Source organism: Photobacterium lipolyticum (assembly GCF_003026475.1).
GTDB lineage: Bacteria > Pseudomonadota > Gammaproteobacteria > Enterobacterales > Vibrionaceae > Photobacterium > Photobacterium lipolyticum.
In genome coordinates this window covers 279,063-302,817 of record NZ_PYMC01000002.1, presented here as the reverse complement: position 1 = coordinate 302,817, position 23,755 = coordinate 279,063, and the positions used below count along the sequence as shown (strand labels likewise).

At 39.9% G+C, this 23,755-nt stretch carries 16 protein-coding genes and 1 pseudogene; 6 read left to right on the top strand and 11 right to left on the bottom strand.

All coding sequences use genetic code 11. The annotated features are described in order from the left end of the window. Positions 1-49 precede the first annotated feature (49 nt). Positions 50-1,036 (bottom strand): DUF6035 family protein, encoded by a 987-nt coding sequence (locus C9I89_RS04165; RefSeq protein WP_107282099.1) that lies wholly within the window; start codon positions 1,034-1,036, stop codon positions 50-52. Next, the gene (locus tag C9I89_RS04160) at positions 1,037-2,332 is read right to left on the bottom strand and encodes a hypothetical protein (RefSeq protein WP_107282098.1); all 1,296 of its coding nucleotides are present in this window, start codon (positions 2,330-2,332) and stop codon (positions 1,037-1,039) included. A 365-nt stretch (positions 2,333-2,697) separates the two neighbouring features. On the opposite strand from C9I89_RS04160, the pseudogene C9I89_RS04155 reads away from it, so the two are divergent. Continuing rightward, positions 2,698-3,934: pseudogene (locus C9I89_RS04155) on the top strand (ISL3 family transposase). Between the two features lie 189 nt (positions 3,935-4,123). Next, on the top strand, positions 4,124-4,591 hold the full coding sequence (locus C9I89_RS04150; RefSeq protein WP_107282097.1) for a hypothetical protein: 468 nt from the start codon (positions 4,124-4,126) through the stop codon (positions 4,589-4,591). A gap of 24 nt (positions 4,592-4,615) precedes the next feature. Here the strand turns inward: C9I89_RS04150 and C9I89_RS04145 are convergent, their stop codons facing one another. The 6 genes from C9I89_RS04145 to C9I89_RS04110 form a co-directional block, all read right to left on the bottom strand. Further along, the gene (locus tag C9I89_RS04145) at positions 4,616-5,872 is read right to left on the bottom strand and encodes a hypothetical protein (RefSeq protein WP_107282096.1); all 1,257 of its coding nucleotides are present in this window, start codon (positions 5,870-5,872) and stop codon (positions 4,616-4,618) included. 779 nt (positions 5,873-6,651) lie between these two features. Then, positions 6,652-7,035: a hypothetical protein gene (locus C9I89_RS04135; protein ID WP_107282094.1), complete on the bottom strand. Its 384-nt coding sequence runs from the start codon at positions 7,033-7,035 to the stop codon at positions 6,652-6,654. A 79-nt stretch (positions 7,036-7,114) separates the two neighbouring features. Then, entirely contained in the window at positions 7,115-7,360 is a 246-nt protein-coding gene (locus C9I89_RS04130; RefSeq protein ID WP_107282093.1) for a hypothetical protein, read from the bottom strand. Between the two features lie 892 nt (positions 7,361-8,252). Further along, positions 8,253-9,365 carry an HNH endonuclease gene (locus tag C9I89_RS04120; RefSeq protein WP_107282091.1) on the bottom strand — a complete coding sequence of 371 codons (1,113 nt, stop codon included), beginning with the start codon at positions 9,363-9,365 and terminating at the stop codon, positions 8,253-8,255. Between the two features lie 2 nt (positions 9,366-9,367). Continuing rightward, positions 9,368-10,900, bottom strand: a complete 1,533-nt coding sequence (locus C9I89_RS04115) for an AAA family ATPase (protein WP_245905396.1) — start codon at positions 10,898-10,900, stop codon at positions 9,368-9,370. Between the two features lie 430 nt (positions 10,901-11,330). After that, positions 11,331-13,544 carry an AAA family ATPase gene (locus C9I89_RS04110; protein WP_107282089.1) on the bottom strand — a complete coding sequence of 738 codons (2,214 nt, stop codon included), beginning with the start codon at positions 13,542-13,544 and terminating at the stop codon, positions 11,331-11,333. 271 nt (positions 13,545-13,815) lie between these two features. Here C9I89_RS04110 and C9I89_RS04105 point away from each other — a divergent pair, with 271 nt between their 5' ends. Continuing rightward, on the top strand, positions 13,816-14,667 hold the full coding sequence (locus tag C9I89_RS04105; RefSeq protein WP_107282088.1) for a hypothetical protein: 852 nt from the start codon (positions 13,816-13,818) through the stop codon (positions 14,665-14,667). A gap of 34 nt (positions 14,668-14,701) precedes the next feature. Continuing rightward, positions 14,702-15,178, top strand: coding sequence for a hypothetical protein (locus C9I89_RS04100; protein ID WP_107282087.1), 477 nt, complete (start codon positions 14,702-14,704; stop codon positions 15,176-15,178). A 422-nt stretch (positions 15,179-15,600) separates the two neighbouring features. On the opposite strand, the gene C9I89_RS04095 is transcribed toward C9I89_RS04100, so the two are convergent. Next, positions 15,601-17,715: a tetratricopeptide repeat protein gene (locus C9I89_RS04095; RefSeq protein WP_107282086.1), complete on the bottom strand. Its 2,115-nt coding sequence runs from the start codon at positions 17,713-17,715 to the stop codon at positions 15,601-15,603. Positions 17,716-19,243: 1,528 nt separating this feature from the next. On the opposite strand from C9I89_RS04095, the gene C9I89_RS04090 reads away from it, so the two are divergent. Further along, on the top strand, positions 19,244-20,089 hold the full coding sequence (locus C9I89_RS04090; protein ID WP_107282085.1) for a lipase family protein: 846 nt from the start codon (positions 19,244-19,246) through the stop codon (positions 20,087-20,089). Between the two features lie 322 nt (positions 20,090-20,411). After that, positions 20,412-21,641 (top strand): hypothetical protein, encoded by a 1,230-nt coding sequence (locus C9I89_RS04085; protein ID WP_107282084.1) that lies wholly within the window; start codon positions 20,412-20,414, stop codon positions 21,639-21,641. A 70-nt stretch (positions 21,642-21,711) separates the two neighbouring features. On the opposite strand, the gene C9I89_RS04080 is transcribed toward C9I89_RS04085, so the two are convergent. Both C9I89_RS04080 and C9I89_RS04075 read right to left on the bottom strand, forming a co-directional pair. Beyond that, the gene (locus tag C9I89_RS04080) at positions 21,712-22,281 is read right to left on the bottom strand and encodes an ECF-type sigma factor (RefSeq protein ID WP_107282083.1); all 570 of its coding nucleotides are present in this window, start codon (positions 22,279-22,281) and stop codon (positions 21,712-21,714) included. Further along, the gene (locus tag C9I89_RS04075) at positions 22,274-23,755 is read right to left on the bottom strand and encodes a chromosome partitioning protein ParA (RefSeq protein ID WP_107282082.1); all 1,482 of its coding nucleotides are present in this window, start codon (positions 23,753-23,755) and stop codon (positions 22,274-22,276) included. Before C9I89_RS04075 ends, C9I89_RS04080 begins: the two co-directional genes overlap by 8 nt.

Here is a 23,755-nt window from a genome sequence, read left to right as displayed (position 1 = left end):
AGTGGTAATATGAATAAGCATAGACTAGCCCTTTCTCTGTGGGTTGCACCTATTTGGGTGACATACAGTTCGAGCATAGTTTTGAGTTTGCAACATGTTTGCTTGGAGTTGATTCTCGACAGAAAGAGCAATACTCCTCATAGTGATCGCGTTTTTTATCTTGTAGCTTGGCTTTGAGTTCACCTTCTTTTGTCTCGACATCATTGAAGTAAGCTTTCATATAGTAATCGTGGAAAATTAGCTTAGAGAAGGGAATTAACTCGCTCTTCCAATCGTACTGAATTTCATTACCAACAAGTTCGGGTTCTCGCCAGTGTACCTCAAACCAAAGTTCGCCTGTTTCGTGTGTTAAGTTTTTTGCATCATCACTCAAAACAAAAACGTTAACCCTGTTCCCATATGCGATATCGAGGTCTGTGTACCTTTGACCATCAAACTCAAGAAGAACCCAAACAACAAAAGTGTTATTACGCTGGAAAAACTCTTCACGGGCGACAATAACACTGATGAAAGTCGAACTCATTTGAAGCTCAAAAACCACGTTTCGCGTTTTACCATCGACAGTATACAGAGTTGATACGTCGGGCCTCCGCCATGCTTTAGTCATTACATTATTAGGGGCCTTATCTCGAAAAGTCGGCTCCATTCTGGCTTCAGAAAAACGCTTATGGCTATCAGCAACAATTGCATCATAGATGAATCCTTTTGCGTTTCTGTGGGGAGCGCCTTCCTTCTGCCCGTTAAACTTCATGGCGAGAACTTCTTCGGCCTTTAGCTTGTATTTTTCTTGCAATGGGCAGTCTTCACTTGATAAGCGATGACTGTAGTGATAAATCACACGAGAGGGAGTTCCTCGAAGTACGAGAGGCTGGTAACAGACTGAGCATAGATAGGTGCGAGTGCCTTCTTCTATCTGCCTGCGACGCCGGAAGAATTCACCTCCATCAATACCATCTAATTGCTTCGCGACATTAATAAAATCGCGCACCATAGGATCGTAGACTTTGGTAATGAGTCTATCGTGATGAGCCTTCATTTAATCACCACCTTTAACTTCAGCGAGTTGTTCTCTAAGCTGATTAACTTCACGAAAGAGTGCAAACTTCTGTTTCGAGTAGAAATCAACCGTGCTCTTCGCTTCACTTAACACTTTACTCTTACTGCTCAGCTGTTCATCTAAATCGACTAAGTTAGAATTTTTACTCTTTATCCGCTTTTCAAGAGTCTCGAGTTGATTAAAGGCATGATCAACTTTTGCGGCAACGGACTGAAAATCTTCAAATGTCATATTGATATGGCTCAGAAAACCTGTCATCCAATTCACTTCAGATAGCTTTTTATCAAGTGACTCGAGTTCTTGGCGCTTCTTAATTGCTTGGTTTTCTACACTGCTTAGGTTTTTTCTCGCAAAGTCGATCTCGCTTTCTATTTCGCGGACATGCCTACGACCAGAGCGAAATTGTTCTCTTAACGTTTCGACTTGGCTCGCTAATTGATTAGCCTCGTGACTATAAGCGCCATTTTTAATTTGTGACTCGAGTTGACTTTTTTTTTCAGTCAGGTTGTTTACTTGCTGGATTAAGTGAGTACGTTCATTTTTTAAAGCCTCTGCAGATTTATAAAGAGCAACCTTATCTAAAATTTCCGCTGAAAATCTGAGTTCTGTTTGGGCTTCTTGCAAGTGCTTTTGTACAGATGATAGCTCCTTTTCCGCTTGCTTTTTTTGCTTAGAAAGCGTGTTAGCTTCTAACGTTGCGATAGTACGTGTTAGGGGAGCAAGTGGTGACAATGCCAACCATGTGCATCGATTGATGAATGATTCACTTACAACTTGAGTACGAAGATAGGCAGTAAGACCTGAGGATGGAAGAGTCAGTGTTGATATATCCATTTCAATGACACTTTGAAACGATTCCCGAAGAGCCTTAAGTTGATGGTGACTAAGGACATAATCTTCGGTTCGTAGACTGAGATAGATGAGCTGCCCGCCTGTCAGTGTTAACGCCAGAATAGGTATCACGCTGTGTTCATAGTTTACTTCTGCAGCTATCACATCTTGTGCCGTGCTCTCACTGTTATCGAATGTTATGGGCAATGAAATATGTCCAATCTCAATAAAGGTTGAAGAGAGCCTTTCAAGTAATTCAGAAAAGAGTGAGCCTTCACATTGCTTGTCTGCATGTTGAAAAAACTGGTTAGGAGAATGCCTCATAACAGGTGTACCACAAGTGCGGCACATCGCATTTAATTCTTCGGACGTCCGCGAATCTATAAGACGACCATCACTGTCTATACAGAACCTGAGTCCAATCCTTTGAGAACTAGAAAGCATCCAGCCTCCCCAAAACGAATGTATACATAAGGGATTGATTATATGTGAAATGTTTCTTATGTACAGGCACGTAATCTAAAGTTTGAACCTCGCTGTAAATAAGAGAGGCTATCTTGAAATACAGCGTAGGATATTCTGTTTTGTGTGTTTACACGCTAATTAGTCTAATAGTGTGAACTGACAGATTGCTCTAACAAGCTAATGCCCCTTTAAAGTTAACGCAATAACTTAGTACGGATCACGATACAGAGATTTGAGATACATTTCCGGCTCTTCTCCGCTTACATGAGTCGGCCTAAGCAAGATAACCAATGATAAAGTATTGATTTATAATGTTTGTTTTACTTGTAAGTCAGTGCTGTACCTTGTCATCATTATCATCTGCTCTATTTAGCTTTAAAGGCCAATGTGTTCAATCCGTTTCTATAGAAAAAGATACCCAATCTGTTCTTGTGAGATGTCGTCGTGACAGACGGTATAAGGTCGTAGAGCCAGAAACAGGAACGCCATGCACCGTCGACCACTATGTACGTCGACGCCTGTATGATCTCCCCGTCAGTGGTCGCGCCTGTACTATTGAAATTGAACTAGCTCAGACTCGAGATAAGTTTGGTCGGAGACTGATCGAATCTACGGATTATGTTGCTAAAGGTGGCCGTTACACTGCTTGGTTTTGCCAGTTCATAAGTGGCTTGTGCCGATATATGAGCATTCACGCTGTCTCTAAGCATCTGGGTATTCGTTGGGAGACAGTGAAAAACATTGGTAAGACGTTTCTACTTTCGACGTTACCAGCACTAGAGCCAGAAAAGCTCACCGACCTCATCCATATAGGCGTTGATGAGGTAGCCCGAGCTAAAGGACATGACTATATGACCGTGGTTTATGACCTGATATCAGGCCATTTAATTTGGGTTGGCCATGGAAGAAGGGCTGAGGTTCTTATCGCTTTCTTTTCGCAGTTATCCTTGCCGACCAGAGAAGGGATCAAGGCCGTCTCAATGGATATGGGACAACCTTACCAGTCTGCAGTAAGGAAAATGCTTCCCAACGCTGATATCGTTTTCGACCGATTTCACGTAATGCAAAACTACCACCTGTTAATGAGAAAAGAGCGAAATAAAGCCTTCCGAAATGGCTCTCATCAGGAGAAAAAAATGCTCAAAGGGACGCTCTTTCTATTGCTCAATAACGCCCACAAATTAGATGACAGGCAGTCCGATAGACTCGATGATCTTCTCGAAAGCAACAAGACACTTTGCATCATTTATATGTTGAAAGAGCAGCTTCAAGCTATTTGGGATGAGAGCTGCTACGAGTCTATGGTTCATGCTGTTGAAGCTTGGTGCCGTCTCGCCAAATCAACTCGAATACTGTCTTTGTGCAGCTTCGCCGACGCTCTGTTGGAAAGAAAAGTCGGCATCTGTAATTACGCGAAATACAAGCTAACAAACGCTCGTGTAGAAGCAGGCAATGTCTCGATTGGTACTGAGACGAAGAGCCAGAGGAATACGAGATACTGACTACTTCAAATTAAAGATCAGACAAACATCACTCCTCGAAACCCATTCAACTTTTTATCCAAATATCAAGCTCATGTAAGCGGAGAAGAGCCCATTTCCTAATGCCAGGCCATTAAGTTAACTCTGCCATTGAGAAAAATAATACTTACCTCAAACCAAAAAATGGCCAGTCATCGTTTCCTCAAGCATATTCAATATACTATCATTTGTATTTGTTGAGCTATACTAATTTAATGCTCATAAGTCTAAGTGGAGAAAGGGGTAAGTTGTGAATAAACTGATTAGAATTTTGCCGATATTTTTTTCTTTGCATTTATTTATTGTTGTACCATTAGCTCATGCTGCATGGACAAATGTTTTGTCAATGATACTACAAGAGTCACTTACTGAATTTTCCAGGGATTCATCGAAAGAATTAGCGAAAGTATTCGTTTCCAAGGTAAATGAATGGTTGTCAGATGAGAAGGGTGAAAGTACGGAAATAATAAATGGCGGAGACATTAAGGATATTGATGGAGAATCAAGTAGGGTGTGGGAGATTAAGTCTGGCATCCTTACTAATGAAGAAATTAAAGAATTAGAAAAACATATTAAATCTCTAGATGGTAATCGTAGACAGATAATCATTGAAAATAGTAATACAGATACCACCATTCAGGAAATGAAAAACTCTACTGGTGGCGCTCAGGTTAAAGGTAATGATAATAAAATAGATATCAAGGTTAATAAGTATTGATGTTAATGTGTTATATATACAATCCTAATTACTTGAATAATTAACTATTTCAGAAAAATCAGTGGCTCGATAGTGAACCTTAGCTGATATTTTCTCATTGGTCTTGCCTGAAATATTTATTGTTAACACCTCTCCTGATTTTAGTGATTTACATGCTACAGATAAAATCATAGGATTGCTTGATTTAACTCTACATTTCTTGCTATCAAATGAAAGTGAATGAAAACTTGATGATTTCAGAGAGTTAACAGTAATTAGTATATCATTAATAGTTGTTGTTTCAGGGTTTGCAACTGTAAGCTGTAAAATCTCAGAAAAAGGATTGCTAGAATTTTTTTTGATTGTTCCATTGTAGGCTAATACCTTCGAAGTTGAAGTGGATATCAACTTATTCAAGCACTCAACATATTGTGATATATTATTGGCGTTTGCATCTACCCTTATTTTATATGATGATTTTGTCTGTGCTAGTATTTCTGTATTGTTGGTTAGTTGTGGAATGATTTCCAATATTTTTGCACATGCAGAGGAAATTGATTTAATGGCATCTGCTGTTCGTATATTCTCACAGTTAACAGATGCTGAACTGTTGTTTCCTATAATTTGGATATTGCACTGTGATTGTGTTATTGCTTGTTTTGATCCACTATCAATTTCTGCTGGTGTTTTACTTGATATATACTTACCTGAGAGTGATTCTTTCACTAGGTATGATTCTCCTTCGATAGAGTACTCAATATCAGCTCCATCAAATTGAGATATTCTAATAAAAGTTTCATCACCATAAAAATTATGGCTCTCCATGACTCTGTACTGTCCAAAATAAAACTTAACTATCTCATAACCATCATTACTGGCACCTATAAGTGCTTGTTGGAGTATAATGTCTGGATAACCATTGGTCATGCTTTTTCGAAGTGCGTATTCGCAACCAATCTCTTCATTCAACTCTCTAGTTAATAATTTGAGCTGATCTTCCTTCCAATAAAATTCAATAAGATAAACATCAAAATTAGAGCAACCACTTGCTCCTGTGTAAATGGGGTGGTTCACTCGATAGAATACTAAGAATTTATTAGCGTCATTTGTAGGATAAGTGTTAATCTCCATGTGTGATAAAGACTCTTCCTTAGAGATCATATCCAATGTGTCTTTTTCTAATTTATTGTAAAAAAAATTCTTTAGTTCGTACTCAGTAATCGGAATATTAGAGGCATAAGAAATACTACAGGTAATCAGCAATGCAAAAAAAACAGTAGATAATATGGTTTCATTCCACATAAGTAATTACCTTCTTATTGCTCTCTTCAAATCACAATGTAGTACAGTATGCATCCTATAGATGCTCAATTGGAAAAGAACTGCCTACAGATTAAAAGCAACTAATGTGATATACTCAAAACTCATGACCATTCAGCCTTCTTTCAAATTCAATGGAGAAATGAGCCTAATAAAAATCCTCAAAAATTATCTTTTTTGTTACGATAGATCTGAGGTAATGAATGATAGGTTCAAATTATTCTTTCTATCATACGCATCACGTTTAAATATAGCTCAATTTGTGAGCTTCTGGGAAGAACTAGATAAGGGTAATTAGACCTTAAATTCAATGCAAAATTGTTCAAGTATAACTCAGAAGCTTGGCCATCAGAATGGAATTTCTCTGTGCGTACTTGATACTTAGTTTTCACGTACAGAAGATATGTATACTCTTTGGGTTGCTTTAAATGAGTTAGAGTGGATTTAGGCGTACTTTAAATAATTTATGGTTTGCTAAATTAGAGAAAGCTCTCATACGTTCCTGTCCAAGTATGAGTTACGATACCTGTAAATAGGCTGTAAATGGGCATAAATAGACAGACTGAGTACAAAGCACAATTATTCGCTGAGCTCAATATAATGCCTCTGGGAGCATTAAATTGAGTTTTAGCGTGCACACTATATGTTTAAATTGCTGTGCCCTTAACCCGCTGTTTTGGGACAAAACAAAGCCTATTGGGACAACATCTGGGTGTACAAGGATAATTAAACAACGTTGAGTGAACAATCAGGCGTCACGCCTAGCTGTTTTTCTTGCGAAATGCCAATTCAGCTTTGAAAATTTCAATTCTCCAACTAGGTAAGTGGGATTGTGTTTGAATAATAGCCTCAATGTGAGCGGTATCCAGCTCCTTCAAAGGTTTAAACTCGACAGGTTGATTACCATCTTTGCCTCTGGTACCCCAGAAAAATCCTTGCCGAATTTCATTGTGAGGTGCATCAGTGTAGATGGATTGCTCTTCAAATGGTTCGTTATTAACGTTTCGTCGGAGATAGTCAGTTCCTCCATCGACCATGTAGGTTTCGCCGTTTGCATCAATGTGAGTGACATAGTCGTGTCGATGCCTGCTGATCAAAACTGTGCCATCTGGTGTTTTAATTCGGTTTAGAACGATATGTTTCATGCGAGAACCTCGTTTACTTTTGTTAACTTTTTCGATAATTGTGGAATCGATTGACTTTGACCCTCCTTTGACAGGGGGACTAACAGTTTTCCCGGACGCATGTTCTCTTTTTCATACCTTTCGGCTTGGAGGCCTCATCACCAAATGTAAGATTAAGGTGGTTAGGTTTTGAAAAGTTGCCAACGGTGCAGATGCCCCAGGCCCAGCACTCGCTGTAGTCTTTATCTTGATCTTTCATCATTTCGAGTTCAGCTTCCATCAGTTCATGGAGCGCTTCAATGTATCGTGGAGTCAGTTTGATTTTCAGCTTGTGATATCTAGCCATGTCTGTGCAACCTCAGAATTTACTCTACACTGTGTTTTCATACAGTATAGATTCATAGATTGAAGAATCGCAATTGGAGGCAGTCAATATGCATACACCAAATGTGTTAAACCTTGAACATACGCTCTCTGTGCATGGCGGTATTGAGTTAACACTTGTGATGCATGAATATGGCCTTTACGTCAGCCAAAGTCAGCTCGTAACGAATTGGTATGATTTTCGATTGTTAGCTTTGGTAATAGCCTTTTCCCAGCAAGGGCAAACTCGGAGGTTGGTTTACTCCTTGCCCAAGCAATCTGATTTATTTGATCTTCAATTATCATTTCAATTGTGTGTACACCAGACCTGCTGTGGTCGGTTTCAGTCTTCTCGAATCCAGATTTCGTATTCATTTGTTGATGTCGACGATGCACGAGAAACGATTCATGAGTTTTGGAAACAGCTGTTAAAGCACGTTAAATGTCTGGAAAACTTAAAGAAGGTAGAGATATAAAAAGGCTACCAAATGAGTGCTCTTTCTACTACTTATAAAGGATGGGTGCGAGGCGTATGATGACTAATTCTGACGGGCGTGTGTACACACCAGATGGATGGACGATCTTCCATATTAACAACAACGGTGCTCATTTCTATAAAGTGTTGTGTACATGGAGTGGCGGGTATCTTGATGGCGATTCGTGTCGCCTTTCATCTGGTGCTGAAGACTTTAACCTGATATATGATGCAAAAATCGGCTTGTTTGTATCAGAGCAGTTGAGCGGTTCTATGCACCACCTCAGTCGAGCTGGGTATCAGCGCCACAATGTCCGACTACTCATATTTAGTTTGAGAAGAATTAGGATAGACTTAACTATGCAAAATTATTTCTTCTTGGTGAAGTTCATCTTCTACTCTACTCTATTACTATGCTTCTGGCTCGTTCTAAATCTACTTTTCCAGTGCCATGACAAATCCGACAATCCAAAAAGCCATCAGGGCATTCACATATTACGGGGTCATAAACTGAGTCCCCTAGACTTGTGAAATGACTAGCAGTCGCGATACCAACTCCATTGCATGCATCACATGATGAACCAAGTAATCGAATTTTACCAAGGCATCTTGGACAGGATTCTATTTCAGAATCTGTTTCTGGACGAGGTGTATGCTTGGGTGGCTCAAACTTGCTTCGATAGAACTCAAGTAAAGCTTTATATAGGGCGGTTTGCCATGAGTTGATATTTAATCTTTCGTGAGAAAAATAGCGCTCTTCTAAATCACTTAAGAGAGAATCGTACTCTCGACTTTCGATATATTTATTGAATATGTACTCTTGGGATGCTAGTTCGCTAGCAGCCTCTATTGAATAACGCAAATAAAGCTTAAACTCGTTGAAATGAGCCTCAACACGGCTTTTATTTTCTGGACTCCAGCCACTAGGAGATAATATCTCATAGGCCACAGTAATAGGTTGGCTATCAATTATTCTAGCAAATAACCACTGTTCTGTATGAAATGGCTCTCTATCAAAATAAGGATGTAAAGGCTGAGAGCTTCCTGTTAGAGCTACCGTTGAGCTTTTTCCTGTATTGCAATCTTTGCATGATGGAACAAGGTTGGTTGGTATAACTGACAGGCTTGGGTACTTAGTTTTAGGAAGAAAATGGTCGAGAGTAGATACATGGTTTAGTCCACAAAATGGGCATCTACACAAGGGTGCGCGAATCATTAGCGCATCATATATCTCCCGACCTGGCTTGGTCTTACCAACCAAGTAATTAGTATAGAGTGAGGTAAGCTCTTTTTTTGTAACTCTTCCTACAGCTAGTTCATCATCACCAATGTTTACAGGGATTAGTGTATGTAATTCGTTTGACTCGGCTTTTTGTTTATATCGCAGCCCGTCACTAATAATATGCGTAGACACTTCATTAATTCGGTCACGAAACTCCTTAATACCTATGCCAGAAATACACTTATCCAGAACATACGACTCGGTTACATCAGGAATAGCAATGATCTTCATGACTATCTTCCTGAACGATTTCTGTTGAAAAACATAGAGCGCAAAATAGCTTTGCCTTCAAAGCCTAGTTGATGATTGTATGTGGAGATAATTGACTCATATGTCCCCCCTTGTTGTACCGATTCTTCTAGCAAGTTGTGAAAACCTGATTTAGATACCTCTAATTCAAAAACTTCTCTAGTCAGAACACCAACGTTTTCCGCAAATGTTTCGATGTTTGGTCGGTCTACTCTCGAGTTCAAACGAGAGCGGTTGATTATGGACACGCACGATTTTGGAACTTCTTGGAGGACAACAGGCGAGTGGGTTGCAATTATAGCGACCCCATTCCTATTCTTGAGTAAGTTAGACAAAGCTCTGGTAAACGCAGATAAAAGAGGAGGGTGCAGGTGACTCTCTGGTTCATCAATTAACACTAGCGTTTTCTCTTCAACAGTTTCGATCAAACTGGTAACTGTCAGTAGTACGATGCAATGCCCTGAACTCATTCTGCTGAATAAGTGTTTAGCATCCGCTTCGAAATTAGATTTTTGCTCGGAGGTATCGCGATCGAAACGGTCAATCAAATCTTCTAGTGGCATCTCCGAAAAATTCGGGTCTGAGCGTAAGGTGTCAACAGCTTTTAACCAACGAGCACGTTTTGATTTCAATGCTAAACAAAGTTTTAAACTGTTGGCACAGTCTTGCCCAAGATCTTCATTATCCTTCAGCGCCCACTGTCCTTCTAAAGCTTCTTTCTTAAGCCCAACGTATCTATACCTAATGCCACTATGGTGCTCACCCCTATTTCTAGGAGGAATGAATGTATCAAAGGCACTGAATGATACTGACACTACACCAGCAAAATAGTCTTGAGGTATTGGTGGGTTGCCCCAAGCGTTTAGGTCATAAAAGGCACCCTTCGTCCCAAACGCAGAGCGCTCAGGGATTAAAGTGTCAACCATCTGGTTAAGTATGGTTGTTTTACCTACACCATTCCGACCAATTAGAATGTGAATATTTGTAGGAGGTTCCGTTTCAGGAGTTGTTTCAAAATTTAAACTAATCTCTGAAAAATCTGATTCGTGGTTTCTTTGATAGCGGAAAGCGTAGCTCGATAAAGGGGCTTCATCACGTAAAATACGGCTGAACTGGTGAGCGATGGAAGAATGATCGACAGTTCTTAGTATCGAAACTCTAAATACACTATGTTGTTCTGCAACCCTAAGGTTTTCTGCACTGAAACTAACATCTCTTAGCGGTGCTAAAATGTCCTTTATGGAAAAAGTAGTCTCAGAGCTAGCCTTAAAAACAGCTCGGTAAAAATCAGCGTCTTGACCGAGTGAGAAAAAACTAGTTGGAAGTTCAAAGAATGACTCAGGTAAATGCTCTAACGTCCATCCCTCAGATTGCGAAGTGTAACCAATCTTAGTATTTCCAAGTTCATGCCTTTGTCCTTTATTATCAAATAAGTATAATGAAAACAGTGTCTTATGACTATAGTCATCCCAGTTATCAGGTTCCAATAACAATATGCTGTTTGCTGTTGAAGGCACTGAAGTTCCTTGCCGTAAACATCTAAAGGATAGGGACATAGTTACTCTTATTCTGATCAGTTATATAATAAAGGCATGTCTTTCCAAGTCCTCACCTAAAGCTATGTTTAGACACGCTTCATGGGCTTAGACAGCTATAAAGCTTACTGTATACCCAATCGTGAGTATTATCATTGATTCATATTAAATTTCTTGTTCTCTGAGTAGCCATCAAATCATTAGACACTTTCGGTGTGCGACCTGTGATGTGATAAGTTGGGCTTTGCCATACCTCCCAGCTAATTCGAGAAGCAAAAGGTAAGACCTGTCCCCTACTTTTTCTAAACTAATTTATCAGAGCTTGAAGCGGTTCCCTAGCTCAATTTCACCCACCCTCTAGTCAGCGAATTCTTCTCTGACTAGAGGTGAAATCGGTATAGCGGCTAATGAATTAAGCAAAATAAGCGTCGTAATGTGGCTTGTCATTAGTTTCAATTGCAGTGCTAATTATGCCCCAAATAGTCGCTAATTGTGGCTGTACGGCTTCAGGAAGTTGTGTACCAAGCTCCATTGATTTCGCATGGCACTTTTCATTCATGTACTCATACAGGGCGTTTGACTTCACTTCTGCGTCATCAATGCCTTTCAATAAATTAGGGGCGATATGATCTGTCCCTTGCTTTCTGAAATCAGTCAGGTTGAACCTGAACGAAAAGTACACTTCCATTATCTTTCTGACATACGACTGAACCGCAATAGCGTCACAGTTCTGTGGTTGGGAGACAGCTTCTTTGACTTTACTGATCAGATAAGCGTATTCAGACCTATGGTTCTTCAATAAATCAGGCAACTGGTCAATTTGCGAATGATCGCCTTTACGGTTAATCAAGAAGTACTGCGAACGTTTCTGGTTGCCTTCTTTTGCACGATAGTAAGACATCCACATCTTCACTAGATTGAAGAATTCAAAGTTATGCGTAGATATGAAAAGCTGTTCTACATGGTCATGATTCAGCTTACTTTTAATGATCCCAAGAACGTTGTAAATGTGGTTTGAATCAAGGCTACAGATAGGGTCATCCAGATACACAATTGGCTTAACATCTTTCAGTGCTTCATCTTCAAGCTGCGTTATGAAGTACGCAAAGGCAATAGCCGTACGTTCACCATCAGATAAGTGCTTGGCTTCTCGTTCTTCACGCATGAACTTGTATGTGCCATCAATTGGCTTAATTTCAATATCTGTCTTGCCGAAGTACTGTCTTAGGTTGTCATTAAGGCTTTGAGCGCCTTGCTTAGTGTTATTCAGTTCAGCTTTGATGACAGCGATACGTGTATCCTTAGCATTGATGTCATCTTGCAATGTTTTAGCTGCATCTTGAAAGGCTTTGATATCTATTGCTGCTTGTGGGTGGTCATAATCCTGCGTCTCTTGATAGACATAGTGACGCTTGATCGCTTCAATAGCTTGTCGCTGTTCGTTTGAATGATTAGAGGCTCTTTCGTTATGCGCTTCGATTGGCGCATTGAATCTCTCAAGTAACTCTGTTGCATATGGCAATGGATAATCTGAAGCACTGAAGGGGACAACTTCTGCCATGTGCTCTTTTTTATCCGTCAGCAAATCAATTAGTGATAGCTTTACAGCTTCAACAGATTCATTCAGTGGCTTAACTTCATTTCTAAGATCATCAAATCCTGTCTGTAAGTCAGGATACAACTGACTAGTTTTAGGAATGCTGGAAGTTAATGATTTTGCTTCTACCGACGCAATAGCAGAATCAATTTGCTGACTTAAATCTTTATACGCCTTTGAGAAGTATGTATTTAGTTCTTCTAACCGTTCTGGATTGATAGGGCTTTGACAGAACTGACAAATTGTGTGACCTTCGTGACGTTCAATACCGTCTTCAATCCAGTCCCTTAACCTCTTGTCTGCATCTAATTCAGCAATGGTTGTCTGTGTAACTGAAGTGCGCAAGATGTCTTCGATTTCGGTGAAGACAGTAGTCATATCAGGTACAGTAATTATTGCTTTAGGCGAACTAGCAACGGCAGTGGCTTTTGCTGTATCTGTGTACGCACCTAATTGCTCAGGTGTCAGTTTATGTTCAGTAGTTGCACCACTAAGTATTGATTTTACACTTGCTGCATTGAAGGTCGATCTGCCAAGAATGTTTAAGTCAGTGACATTGCGACCAACGGCTGTAAGTCGTTTGTTCTTTTCTTTTTCTTTATCAGTCGCTGATTTTGAATTGTTTTCGCGTTCTTGTTCTTTGGCGGGAATAGCTGCTTCAAGTTCTTGAAGCTCATTTTCTAAGTCGATGTTGCGTTCACCAACAATCAAAACAGGGTTAACGCTTGATTCATCAAAGTTAACGTTCTTTGCTATGTAATCTGAATTGAATACACGCAAGTTCTCAACCTTTTGGATCGCGTTGCTTTTGATTGAAGTACTTTCATGCTGATCAATTTCAAACGAACCAGTTTCAAACCCTTCAGGCATTTCACCTAACTGCATGGCACGGAAGATACGTGATAATGTTGTCTTCCCTGAATAGTTAAAGCCATAGAACAGATTGAATTGATAGAAAGGCTGGCCAGCATTAGTCTTAGCATCCATGAAAATGCCGAAGTTTTTTATTGATTTTACGTTCTTAAACATACGCATATCCCGCACAAATTATCAGGATATTGTACTACGTGTTATTCGTTTACATATGTGATTGCTATCAACTTAGTTGCTTAACTGTTTCGTTCACATCCATTGTTGATAAATAAGACGCTGGTTAAGCCTGTGGTATTGTTGTTGGCAATTTAGAAATCTATACAAAACTGTGATCAATGCAGCTTGATTCGTATGATGTTTTGGTTGATAAATGTCCACTATGTATTATGGATTCATATATATTAAGTCAAACCGACACGGAGGATGAATGGTTGCTACCGTCTTAAAGCATGATGACTCAACCTTTAAAGTTATGCAGAAAAGGCTATTCCCACGTATAAGGTTTAAAGATACAGGCGTGGATTTTTTTGAGCACTTTTTCCACGTTTGTTACAACGAAGCAGCTATCGCTGCCATTAAGTCTGATAGCGTCCATGATAATGGGATTTATGTTAAGCGCCGAATAATAAGGGGTAGTGCGGATATCTATGAAGAAGACATATACCCTCACACAAACTCGTTTTTTGGAGCGAATGAGTTTGAAAAGGTGTCCAGGGTATCGACAGAGTTCTACAATGCACTCTTCGATATTTTCAATAAGCATTATTGGATAGTTAATCTTTGGATTAACGTATATGAGGCCAACAAAAACTCACGCTTGGGTCGTGAGATTACACGGGCATTCATCATTAACTCCATTGATGCGGCAGCTTCATTTATAATCGATAATGCTGATGTGGACTTAAAGGCTAAGAGTGTCCATGGAAATTGCCCTACACGAACTATTTTTTACATGGATATTCTAGATCAAAAAAAGATTAAAAAATGTGTTCGTAAGCCATATTACGATACTTTGATGCGTCATACGGTTTCAGATGACCGTAGCAATGTCGATTTGATTATGTTGTTGCGATTTGCCGCCGTTAACAACTCTTCTAATAGCGATGAGCGCTATGACCTGTCGATGCTTAAAGATCTTTTGGATCTATCTGAGACCAGTGATGATCTAAATGACTCAAAAAGTGAAAAGGAACTTAGTCGCAGTTTAATGCTTCTCTTTAGACTTAAGCGCAAGCAGTTGAAGAAAGCTTATAAGCCTATCTTAATCAGTAAAAAGTAAGGGAATGCGCTCAATGTAAAGGCGCGGAGGAAGCATGTTATTACATGAGCGAATAATAGATTTTTCGAAGTACTCGACAATTTCTATTGTTGCAATTTTTACTTTCGTATCAGAGCCAATCCTACAGTCAACAAATCTGGCTGTCTTGGTAACATATGGGTTAGCAATTACCTTTGCTGTGATAGCTTTTGTATTTTGCTTGAAGGTGACTTACATACCGATTGAGGATAGTGAAGAGTGGAGGATTGTGAATGCTGGAGGAAAGAACAAGATTAAAGCAGATCCTCACAAGATAAGTGCGCCAAAGATGAATACAATAAGGCGGTATAATAAGCACCAACGAAGAAGTGCGATGCTATCAGTAAGCTTGCTAGCTCTTAGTTTATTCATTCTGATGTACGACAATTATACATCGAAAGACGAAACGGTAAGTTATGAGATTGTGCCTTGTGGGCAAAGTACCCCATTGCCTTTAACAACCCCAGACACTCTTTGCATGAAGAAAAAGTAGGAAAGAAAACGACCACAGATTGTGGCGTTTGAATCGGTCAGCATCCTGTAGACCATCGATCAGTTGTAAATTCCAAACTTCTCATAGACCGCTGGAGACTTAATGGCCATCTAGAGACAAAGTCAAGTGAGTCGATAATTTATTAGCTATACCTACACTAATTCATGGGTAGCAAAATTAGCAATATCATTAACACATTCTGTCCAGAAATCAGTTGTAACATCACCATATGAAGAAGCCACAGTGTATGGGTTGGTTGTGACTCACCAGCAAATCTGTCGGATTGACTATGAGTCAATACACCTTAACTGTAGGGGCTTCTTATTGTGCGTTATATAGACAAGGCTCACCTTCTGCTATGAGTCCCCGTTATGTGACCTACATTACTCATGACCGGAATTTTTACTTAAACCTGTTTCGTCTTAGGGGGAAGTGAACACAGTATTTCGAACATCAACAGCAATAGAGTAAATGGTTTTATTATTAATGGATTGTAGTTTCTGAAAGCCCTTGCCAAAATCTCTTTTCCTACCGTCAAATATTACTAGATATCCTAAATTCGAGCCTGTATTGTTCTGATAGTGGATAATCTGATCTTCGCCAGAAATAGCATATGAGCTTGAATAAGGCTTGCCACACATCTTCAGCTCAATAACTACCTTTAGACCTCCAGCGAATAACAGATATAAGTCAACAAAGCCCGCTCCAGCACGTTGCTCCTGAATAATTTCAACACTGTCTTTACCAAACTTCGCTGACAGTGAAGCAATAAGAAGTTGCTTTCCAATTTCCTCTGGATTCTTGCTCCATTTATGACCGCCTTTACCATCAGCTTGCCAAAAGTACATCCTATTTTTTGAAGCTACAGTTGCTGAAAACTCATTTAGAGCAGTTAATATGTCATCGCTGGTAATTTGTAAAACACATTCGGGTTTAAAGTTGGTAGCTATCAAACCTTTCGGCATATTGTTGAAGCAGTTTTCCTTAAGTTCCTGAAGCCCTTCAATATCAGGGTTTGCTTTATTAAAGTATTGCAAAGCTTCATGGTATCTATGCTGTTTATAAAGTGCCTTACCATATCCAAAGCACATATTAGGCAACTCCCCTAACAGCTTGATCCTTGCACTAAAGAATTCTCCAGCTTTCTCCCATGACTCATCTTTCATGTAGAGTGCTGCTAGATTATTTGCTGATGCATAGTTATACGGATTGGCGTCAAGGGATTTTAGGTAGCTCTCCTCAGCATTACCTTTCATTCCTTGGTTTTGGTATATCAAACCAAAGTAGAAATGGATTAAATCAATAATATTTCTATCGTCTCTTTTCTCCAGATATTTAAGAGCATCATCTAAGAGTGTCATTGTTTCAGCTATCGTATTTGAAGGACTGATGGACTCTTTAAGTAAGACTGTACCAATAAGAGATGGGTTACCAAACCCTAATACCTCATCGAAAAGAGCTTTACTGAGTTGCTCATTCTCTTTGTAGTAGTTTGACACTTTTATTTGAAGAATGAATAACTCATCGTCTATTGTTGAAGCTATAGCAGCTGCTTTTTGCTCAAAGTTATGAGATTTCTCTTTCAAGCCGAGAACGGTAGCATATTGAGACGCAACTACATAAGATGTATGAAGATTTACTTCAGCACCAAATACACCCTCATCAAGCTCAAAAGTATCTTCAATAGTTGCTAGTGCTTCCTCTTTCTTACCAAGCTTATCAAGATAGTTAGCTTTATCCTGCAAGAGGTTTGCTTTCTCATGACGATCAAATAAGTTTTCTGAGCTAGCTAATTTCAAACAAGTCTCAAGAGTTTCTAGTGCAAGAGCTGGTTTTTTTTTAGCTTGGAGTTTTGACAATAGCAGCAAATTAAGAATTGCATCCTTTTTCAGCCCAGCTTCAAGAAACTTATCTGCACTTAACTTGCAATAATGAGCACTGTCTTCATCATTGTTAGAGAGATCTGCTAACCCTTGATAAGCTACAGCAGTATCCCTCGGAGAAACATTTTCTTTACTTGCAAGTTCTTGATAATGAATTACTGCTAGGTTCCTTTTACTTTCTTCTTTAGCAAATCTTGCCCTTTCTAAGGTAAAGCCATCTACATCTCTTTCATCTAAGCTATCTGAAAACTCATCCTCCAACAGTTCAATATACTTAATTACTTCTTTTAATTCACCAATGTGCGATGCATAGCCAAAACTAAGTAGTAGATGCTCTTTCCTAGTGCCTTCATCCAAATTAGTACTATCAATTGACTCAATAATATCTAAGACTCGTTTATCTCTTAACTTGAAAATGAAGAAAGCATTCTCAAGTATCAAAGTTAAAGCTTTAGCATGTTCACCTGTTTCAATCTTGGTTTGAGCATCCTCAAGAGTTTCATGTGCTATTTTTACAGGAATCCCTTGTATAGATTCATGAATCTTTCGTCCAATCTCCATTGCTTCTGGGGATTGGCTGTCTATAGTGCCCAAAGACTTTGAATCAGTAACTGTAAAAGTAACTGTATGTTTTGATGTATTCTGCTCTTTCATATAGACCTAAAGCTGTTAGTGCTAACATTTACCTTTCGATTCATAAGCATATAGTATCACTTGTGTTAACTAAAAGTCGTCATTTTAACTCAATTAGTTTTGTCTACCGATATTTGGGCTAGTTTTCCCCTTCTGACAAATAGAGAGGTAGAATAACGCTAGGGTTGAACGAGGGACGAATACTTTCTAATAAGCCTTACATAAATAAGTCGCAGATCGTGGGTGAAAGCTATTGTCCAGTTCCGCGCAAGTCGATCGCTGCTAACAATGGTGGCTTCTAATGTTTTGGGATACAAAAAGTTATTCGAAGGGTGAATTTCATCCGAGGAGTCTGAATTGTTTTTGTCCAGAATCGTTACAGTCTGATTTTTAACTCAAGGCACTTTTTACCTCAAAAGTGCTCCATTTTAATTTAGTCAACTTATCCATCACACCTCTGTGTAGGCAGGCTAGTTGACGTACTACACTTTTTACACCGAATATTTTCAGAAAACCGCACTTTTTACACCGAAAGCGAGTACTCGCCCCCTTTTTTACAGCCCAAATGTAGAGTGGAAGAGCTAAATCACTTCTGTCCAATAACTAGAGATGTTCTTGCCCAACAGCTCAAAATTTAATTGCTTGATTTAAAACACAACAAAAAGTTAGTGAAATTCACCATTACCATGTCATCCATTTTTAATGGATTTATAGGTAAGCAATAAGCAGCCACACAACTAACAAATTCACTTTAATGTGCTATGAGTCAAATTGTGTCGCACTGAATCGTTTGTAAAACAATCACCTTAACTCAAAATAATGTTTCTTACGCACAACTAACTTCTTGTTTTATATAGCACATAATGTTGCACTCAGGTTTAGCCCCCCTCCTGTTAGGCGAGACTTTTAACATAGGTGTACAAAAGTCTATTTAGCCGTGTATGTAGTGATGTGATGGAGATACGGGTTGAGCTGGTAAAATTGAGGGCAAGTTTACTATTAGCTATTCTTTAGGGAATATATATCCCCTCAGACTAAGCCTGAGGGGGGCTTGCTTCTAGTTGTTGTTATGGTAATTATTACTTAATATTATCAATACTAACATTACTTTAAATGTTGTTTTTTAAGCATAAGTTATAAACTTACAGTATATTCCCAGTGCCCATAATCATCCCATTCGGCCCGCCAAATCCAAAAAAGCCAGCTTAATTGCTGGCTTTTTTACATCTGTTACTTGAGAAAGAAACAGATAGGGATGCAGAAAGCCGGCCTTTTTGCATTTGTCCCTTGGGAGAACCAAGGTTCCAATCCTCTAATACCCAAGAACTTCGCCATATGCAAAGAAACCGATATTATGTCAGCGATTTTTTGTCCCTGAAATTTTATATTTTTTGTTATACGTTAGATTTAATAGATACCTGAAGTTGCAATATTAGCAATAGGATCGAGTTGCTCACAAAACCGTTACGATTGGTTGCAGTTGAATTGTATTGGCATTTAATTAACTAGGAAGGATTTCAATAAGTTAACTATTAGAAGGGATTGAAAAATGATTAATGTGAAACAGTACAAGTCAGCTCTTGATAGACACAATGCATTAGCGATGGCCAAGTTGTCAAAACTCGTTTATAGCGATACTGATGCTAAGAATAAAAAGCCTCATGAAGCTTATATATTGCAGCAGCTTAAAGCTAATGATTCGGGGTATCGTAATGTCACCGGATATGATCGAAATACAGCCCAAGGTATGCTGGTGGAGCATGATTCGTTCATTGCTGTGGTGTTCCGTGGTACCGATGAAATAGGTGACTGGGTTGATAATTTAAGGGCATTTGCTGTCAGTGCGTTGTTCGGTGATTTTCATCGTGGCTTTTATGAGTCGGTTGATGGTATTTGGTCTGAGATGGAGAAAGATCTGAATGAATTGAAACAAGCGATAGTCAAAGATGGTAATGGAACAAAGCACAGGCGTCCTGTCTTCTTTGCTGGACACAGCTTAGGTGGCGCAATGGCGACGATTGCTGCTGCTAAATATATCAATGAAGACAAACAGTTTACCGCTGTTTACACCTACGGCCAACCACGAGCGATGACGCGCTCTACCGCACGAATTTTTAATGCGGAAGCAAAGAATCGTCTGCATCGATTCCAGAATAATGAGGATATTGTCACCCGTGTTCCTGCTCGTGTGATGAATTATAGTCATGTAGGGCAATGTTGTTATATTGATGCTGACGGTCAAATTCATACTGACCCAGGCTTTTGGTTCCGGTTTATGGATTATATTGAAGGCGCGGTTGATTCACTGAAGAAAATGACTAGTTTAGGTGCCGTCGATGATCATGATATAGATAAGTATATCGCGGCTGTTGAAAAGTGGGATTACGATGAGTAATTGAGCTTAAGCCCAGTTCCAAAGGTCTGGGCTTTGTCAGCATTTAGAATAAGTTTTTTCTAAAAAAATCTTAGTTAATTTTCTGGTAAGTCTCCGTAAGTTTTATAGCAATAAAGGTGTGAAAGCTGACTGATTCCTTGTTGATAAACGGGCGAATCCGTTATAAATCTGAGTTTGTATGTAAATAACGGACATTTGTTTTTTTTAACAAAAATAATAAAAAAATTTACGTGTTTTTCTGAAAAATACGTACCTTGTACAGTCTGTGTTATTAGATATCCTTGCCTCTATTGCCACACATCTATTTGGGGAAGAATACAAAATGAAAAAATTAAGTTTGCTTGCAGCATCGGTTGCTTTAGTCCTTGTTGGTTGTGGTGGTGGCAGTGGTGGTGGTGCAACTGGTGGCGATACAACGGCCAATAATCCAGTGAGCCCAGGGAAAAGTACATCATCGAAAGAGCTGGCAACGAAATTGGCGAATGTAAATCCCACAGTGAATGACGACGCTAATATCTGCGGTACTTACGGGGGCATTGAAGGCGCAGTTCTGCGAACTGAACATTTTAAAGTTGGGGTGATGGATAGCGGTGTGACAGACGCCAATCTTGAAAAAGCGGCTCGTGTTACTCAAGTCGCGTTTAATGACTTACTGACCTTAATCGACCTTGATGCTGAAACAGATCTTCATATAGATGAAAGTAATCCATGGGTTGTTTGTGTCGATAGCAAAAAAACTGGAAATGGTGCGGGTCATGTGAACGCATTTGAATTTAGCCCGGAAAATGATGCAGTCGAAGACTATCGCTTAGCAAAGCATGAACTGACTCACACGGTAACAAGTGAGTTGCTTGGTGACGTTGAGGCATACTTGAAATCTGAGCGTTGGTTTGATGAAGGTATAGCCCACAATTGGGGCTCACCTGCTGAGACTTTAGGTGCGATACAACTGGCTGACTTCACCCAAAATGTAGGTGCGCCAGCCATCATCAAATTGCACAGTCAAACAATCGCATTATGGGCTGATAACCCTGATTACTCATTCATGGAATACGCAAGCTTCTCAACTGTTATTGATTATATGATTCACAAATTAGGCGTTACAAAGGCTGATTTGCTTGACGTTATTCGGAAAACGAAAGATCTTCCATTCGAAGTAGCGTTTAACACTGTGATGTCAGATAAAGGCTTGTCTTTGACTCTTTCTGATTTGGAAGATCCAGCTTATATTCAAAATAAAATCATTGATGGTTGGTTAGTTGATTACCAAGCAACAGGCTCTATCGTGGCTGACGTCAATCTTGCCATGATATTCGTTGAAAACGATGATTATATGTCAGGTAGTATTGAATCCGTTGTGGATTACAGCAAAGGGATCTACGAATCTCGACTTGAGACATTTAAAGATGGCACTTATGAATTATATGCATTAGACAGTGCCGATAAAGTTTATGGTCCTGTAAATGTAACCGTAAAAAATCATGCTATGGGAAACTTAAATCTTACTGGTATCCCTCTATGTACTTCAGCATTTTGCTCTGAACAGGATTAGTAGCTTCTAGGTGAATACAAAGCCGTCTTAGCGTAGTGCCGCTCACGTAAAGTGAGCGGCATTAAGGAAGTTATTGAGAAACCTGAAGCTGAAGCCAGCTGCGGGCAAAGCGGAGATCTTTATCAATCAAACTTGCGCTGCATTCTAATAGCTGGCTGATTTCATCATTCTTCATTCCCATTAAATATTTAAGTTTTATGGCGTTTGCCTGGCGAGGATAACGGACCTCCAATTTGTCCAACGCCTTATCCATGGTAGTGAGCGACAGTAAATCAATCTCAGTTTTATCTTGATTCGGCACGGTGTGCTGTCGTTTCTTCGCCCGTAAATGGCGAGCTTGATCGAACAGAATTTGCCGCATGATCTTCGTTGCCATCAGGTAAAAATGTCGGCTGTGCTTGATATCCTGTTTATCACTGACGCTCAGTTTGAGGTAGGCATCGTGGAGCAGTGCGGTGGTACTGTTTACACAATCTTGCAATACCGTATTATCATCGCCAAATTTTCCGGCGATACGGTGTCGTTCCTGGCTGGCCAGCGTGCGTAAATGCTGATAAGCCAGCTGATAAAGCTGGTTTTCTGCATCAGGAGAACCGCTTTGCCACGCTTCTAATGCCCCCTCTAAATGACGATCAACCATGACGATCACCTAACTTATGCAGTTCTGAGATAGCTATGGTTTCCAGTTGCTCCCGGCCAAAATCATCGGCCACAATCTTTTGTTGTAGGCGGTATAAAATCCCTAAATCCCATTGATTTCCTGTCGGCAGGTATTCCCAGCTGGTGATATGCGGTTGCTCAGTCTTGTCATACCATTTTACAGGAGTATTTAGTTGTGCCAGCGTTGGATTGGTTGGCCCTTGTTGCATCCACCACATATCAGCATATTGCTTACTGATATCTTTGTTGAAATTAATATCATTCAGTTGCATGCAATCATCGGCTTGAGTATTGGCCTGGTAGATACGATTGCCTTTTATCAGTAAACATTGCTGCCGTGGTTCCAGGCTATCGGGATTATATTGAGTCAGTTGCCAGATCCCTTGCATATTGATAAGTTCAGGTGCGGTATCCGGTAAGGTGAACCTTAATAACTCGGCGTGATTACTGTGCTGAACATGCTCGTTTTTACCTAGCCCCTGGGTTGATTCCATGATGAGCTGAGTGGTCTCGTTGAAGCTATGTGCAATCGTCCGGTATTTCCAGTCACCTTCATCATCGTGGCTTTGGATTTTATAGCCATTTAAATAACTTCGGCTGCATCCCGTTCTTGCACACCCGATCACACCGGGAATATTGTCTAATGTTTGCCAGGATTCAGATTCTGCTGCGATTGTTTGGTATTGAATGTTGAGCTCGCAACTGCTGATTGAACCATCATTACTGCCAAAATAATCACCGGTCCCCGGATGAATGATAATGCCATCAGAATTGATACTGTATTTAATGCGGCCGATAGGTCCGTAGTAATCGGGTTCATTCGCTCTTGCAGTATCGTAATAACATAGCTTTCCCTGATAATCGCGACGTTTGATTGAAACATAGACGAAGGTTTTATCCATTGGTGCATAGATGATTTTGTCTGAGCTGAAATTATCTTGAATGTACTGCTGGCTGGCGGCCAAATGCGTGACAGCCGTTTCCATCGAGACAATATCGATACCGAGATCTTTGCTGGTCACATCCAGATTATTCAGGTCGATAGTTTTCAGTTTTTGTTGGAAATCAGGCTGAGACAGCAAATGGCTTGCAAGAACGATTTCATCACTGCTGGCAGGTTGGCTGTCTAATGAGAGTAGTAGCCGGGTCATATTAACGGTACGGCTTGGCGTTGTGCTGCTGGAGTAAGGCGTCGTAATTTCTTGCGGTGAGACTTTTGTCAGGGGCATCGCCTGAGCATTCTGGCCTAGGTAGAAGGTAACAGTATCCCCTTGACGATACTCATAGGCTCCTTTATTTGTCATCCCTTCTAAATTTGAGCTGGTGCTGTAATAGAGCCCTGTCACCGGGGCGTCGATAAAATAGCCGGTTAATGCTGCTTTTTCTGGGATATGCTGGCTGCACCCTACCAAAAGTGTGAGCAGCGAGGGGAGCATTACCGTTCTTAATTGCAT

What these genes read in the sequence shown, in the direction of transcription:
- C9I89_RS04120 (WP_107282091.1), bottom strand. Translation starts at nt 9,365, where the DNA reads ATGAAGATCATTGCTATTCCTGATGTAACCGAGTCGTATGTTCTGGAT.
- C9I89_RS04160 (WP_107282098.1), bottom strand. Translation starts at nt 2,332, where the DNA reads ATGCTTTCTAGTTCTCAAAGGATTGGACTCAGGTTCTGTATAGACAGT.
- C9I89_RS04095 (WP_107282086.1), bottom strand. Translation starts at nt 17,715, where the DNA reads ATGAAAGAGCAGAATACATCAAAACATACAGTTACTTTTACAGTTACT.
- C9I89_RS04085 (WP_107282084.1), top strand. Translation starts at nt 20,412, where the DNA reads ATGAAAAAATTAAGTTTGCTTGCAGCATCGGTTGCTTTAGTCCTTGTT.
- C9I89_RS04165 (WP_107282099.1), bottom strand. Translation starts at nt 1,036, where the DNA reads ATGAAGGCTCATCACGATAGACTCATTACCAAAGTCTACGATCCTATG.
- C9I89_RS04135 (WP_107282094.1), bottom strand. Translation starts at nt 7,035, where the DNA reads ATGAAACATATCGTTCTAAACCGAATTAAAACACCAGATGGCACAGTT.
- C9I89_RS04145 (WP_107282096.1), bottom strand. Translation starts at nt 5,872, where the DNA reads ATGTGGAATGAAACCATATTATCTACTGTTTTTTTTGCATTGCTGATT.
- C9I89_RS04130 (WP_107282093.1), bottom strand. Translation starts at nt 7,360, where the DNA reads ATGGCTAGATATCACAAGCTGAAAATCAAACTGACTCCACGATACATT.
- C9I89_RS04100 (WP_107282087.1), top strand. Translation starts at nt 14,702, where the DNA reads ATGTTATTACATGAGCGAATAATAGATTTTTCGAAGTACTCGACAATT.
- C9I89_RS04105 (WP_107282088.1), top strand. Translation starts at nt 13,816, where the DNA reads ATGGTTGCTACCGTCTTAAAGCATGATGACTCAACCTTTAAAGTTATG.
- C9I89_RS04110 (WP_107282089.1), bottom strand. Translation starts at nt 13,544, where the DNA reads ATGTTTAAGAACGTAAAATCAATAAAAAACTTCGGCATTTTCATGGAT.
- C9I89_RS04075 (WP_107282082.1), bottom strand. Translation starts at nt 23,755, where the DNA reads ATGCAATTAAGAACGGTAATGCTCCCCTCGCTGCTCACACTTTTGGTA.
- C9I89_RS04090 (WP_107282085.1), top strand. Translation starts at nt 19,244, where the DNA reads ATGATTAATGTGAAACAGTACAAGTCAGCTCTTGATAGACACAATGCA.
- C9I89_RS04080 (WP_107282083.1), bottom strand. Translation starts at nt 22,281, where the DNA reads ATGGTTGATCGTCATTTAGAGGGGGCATTAGAAGCGTGGCAAAGCGGT.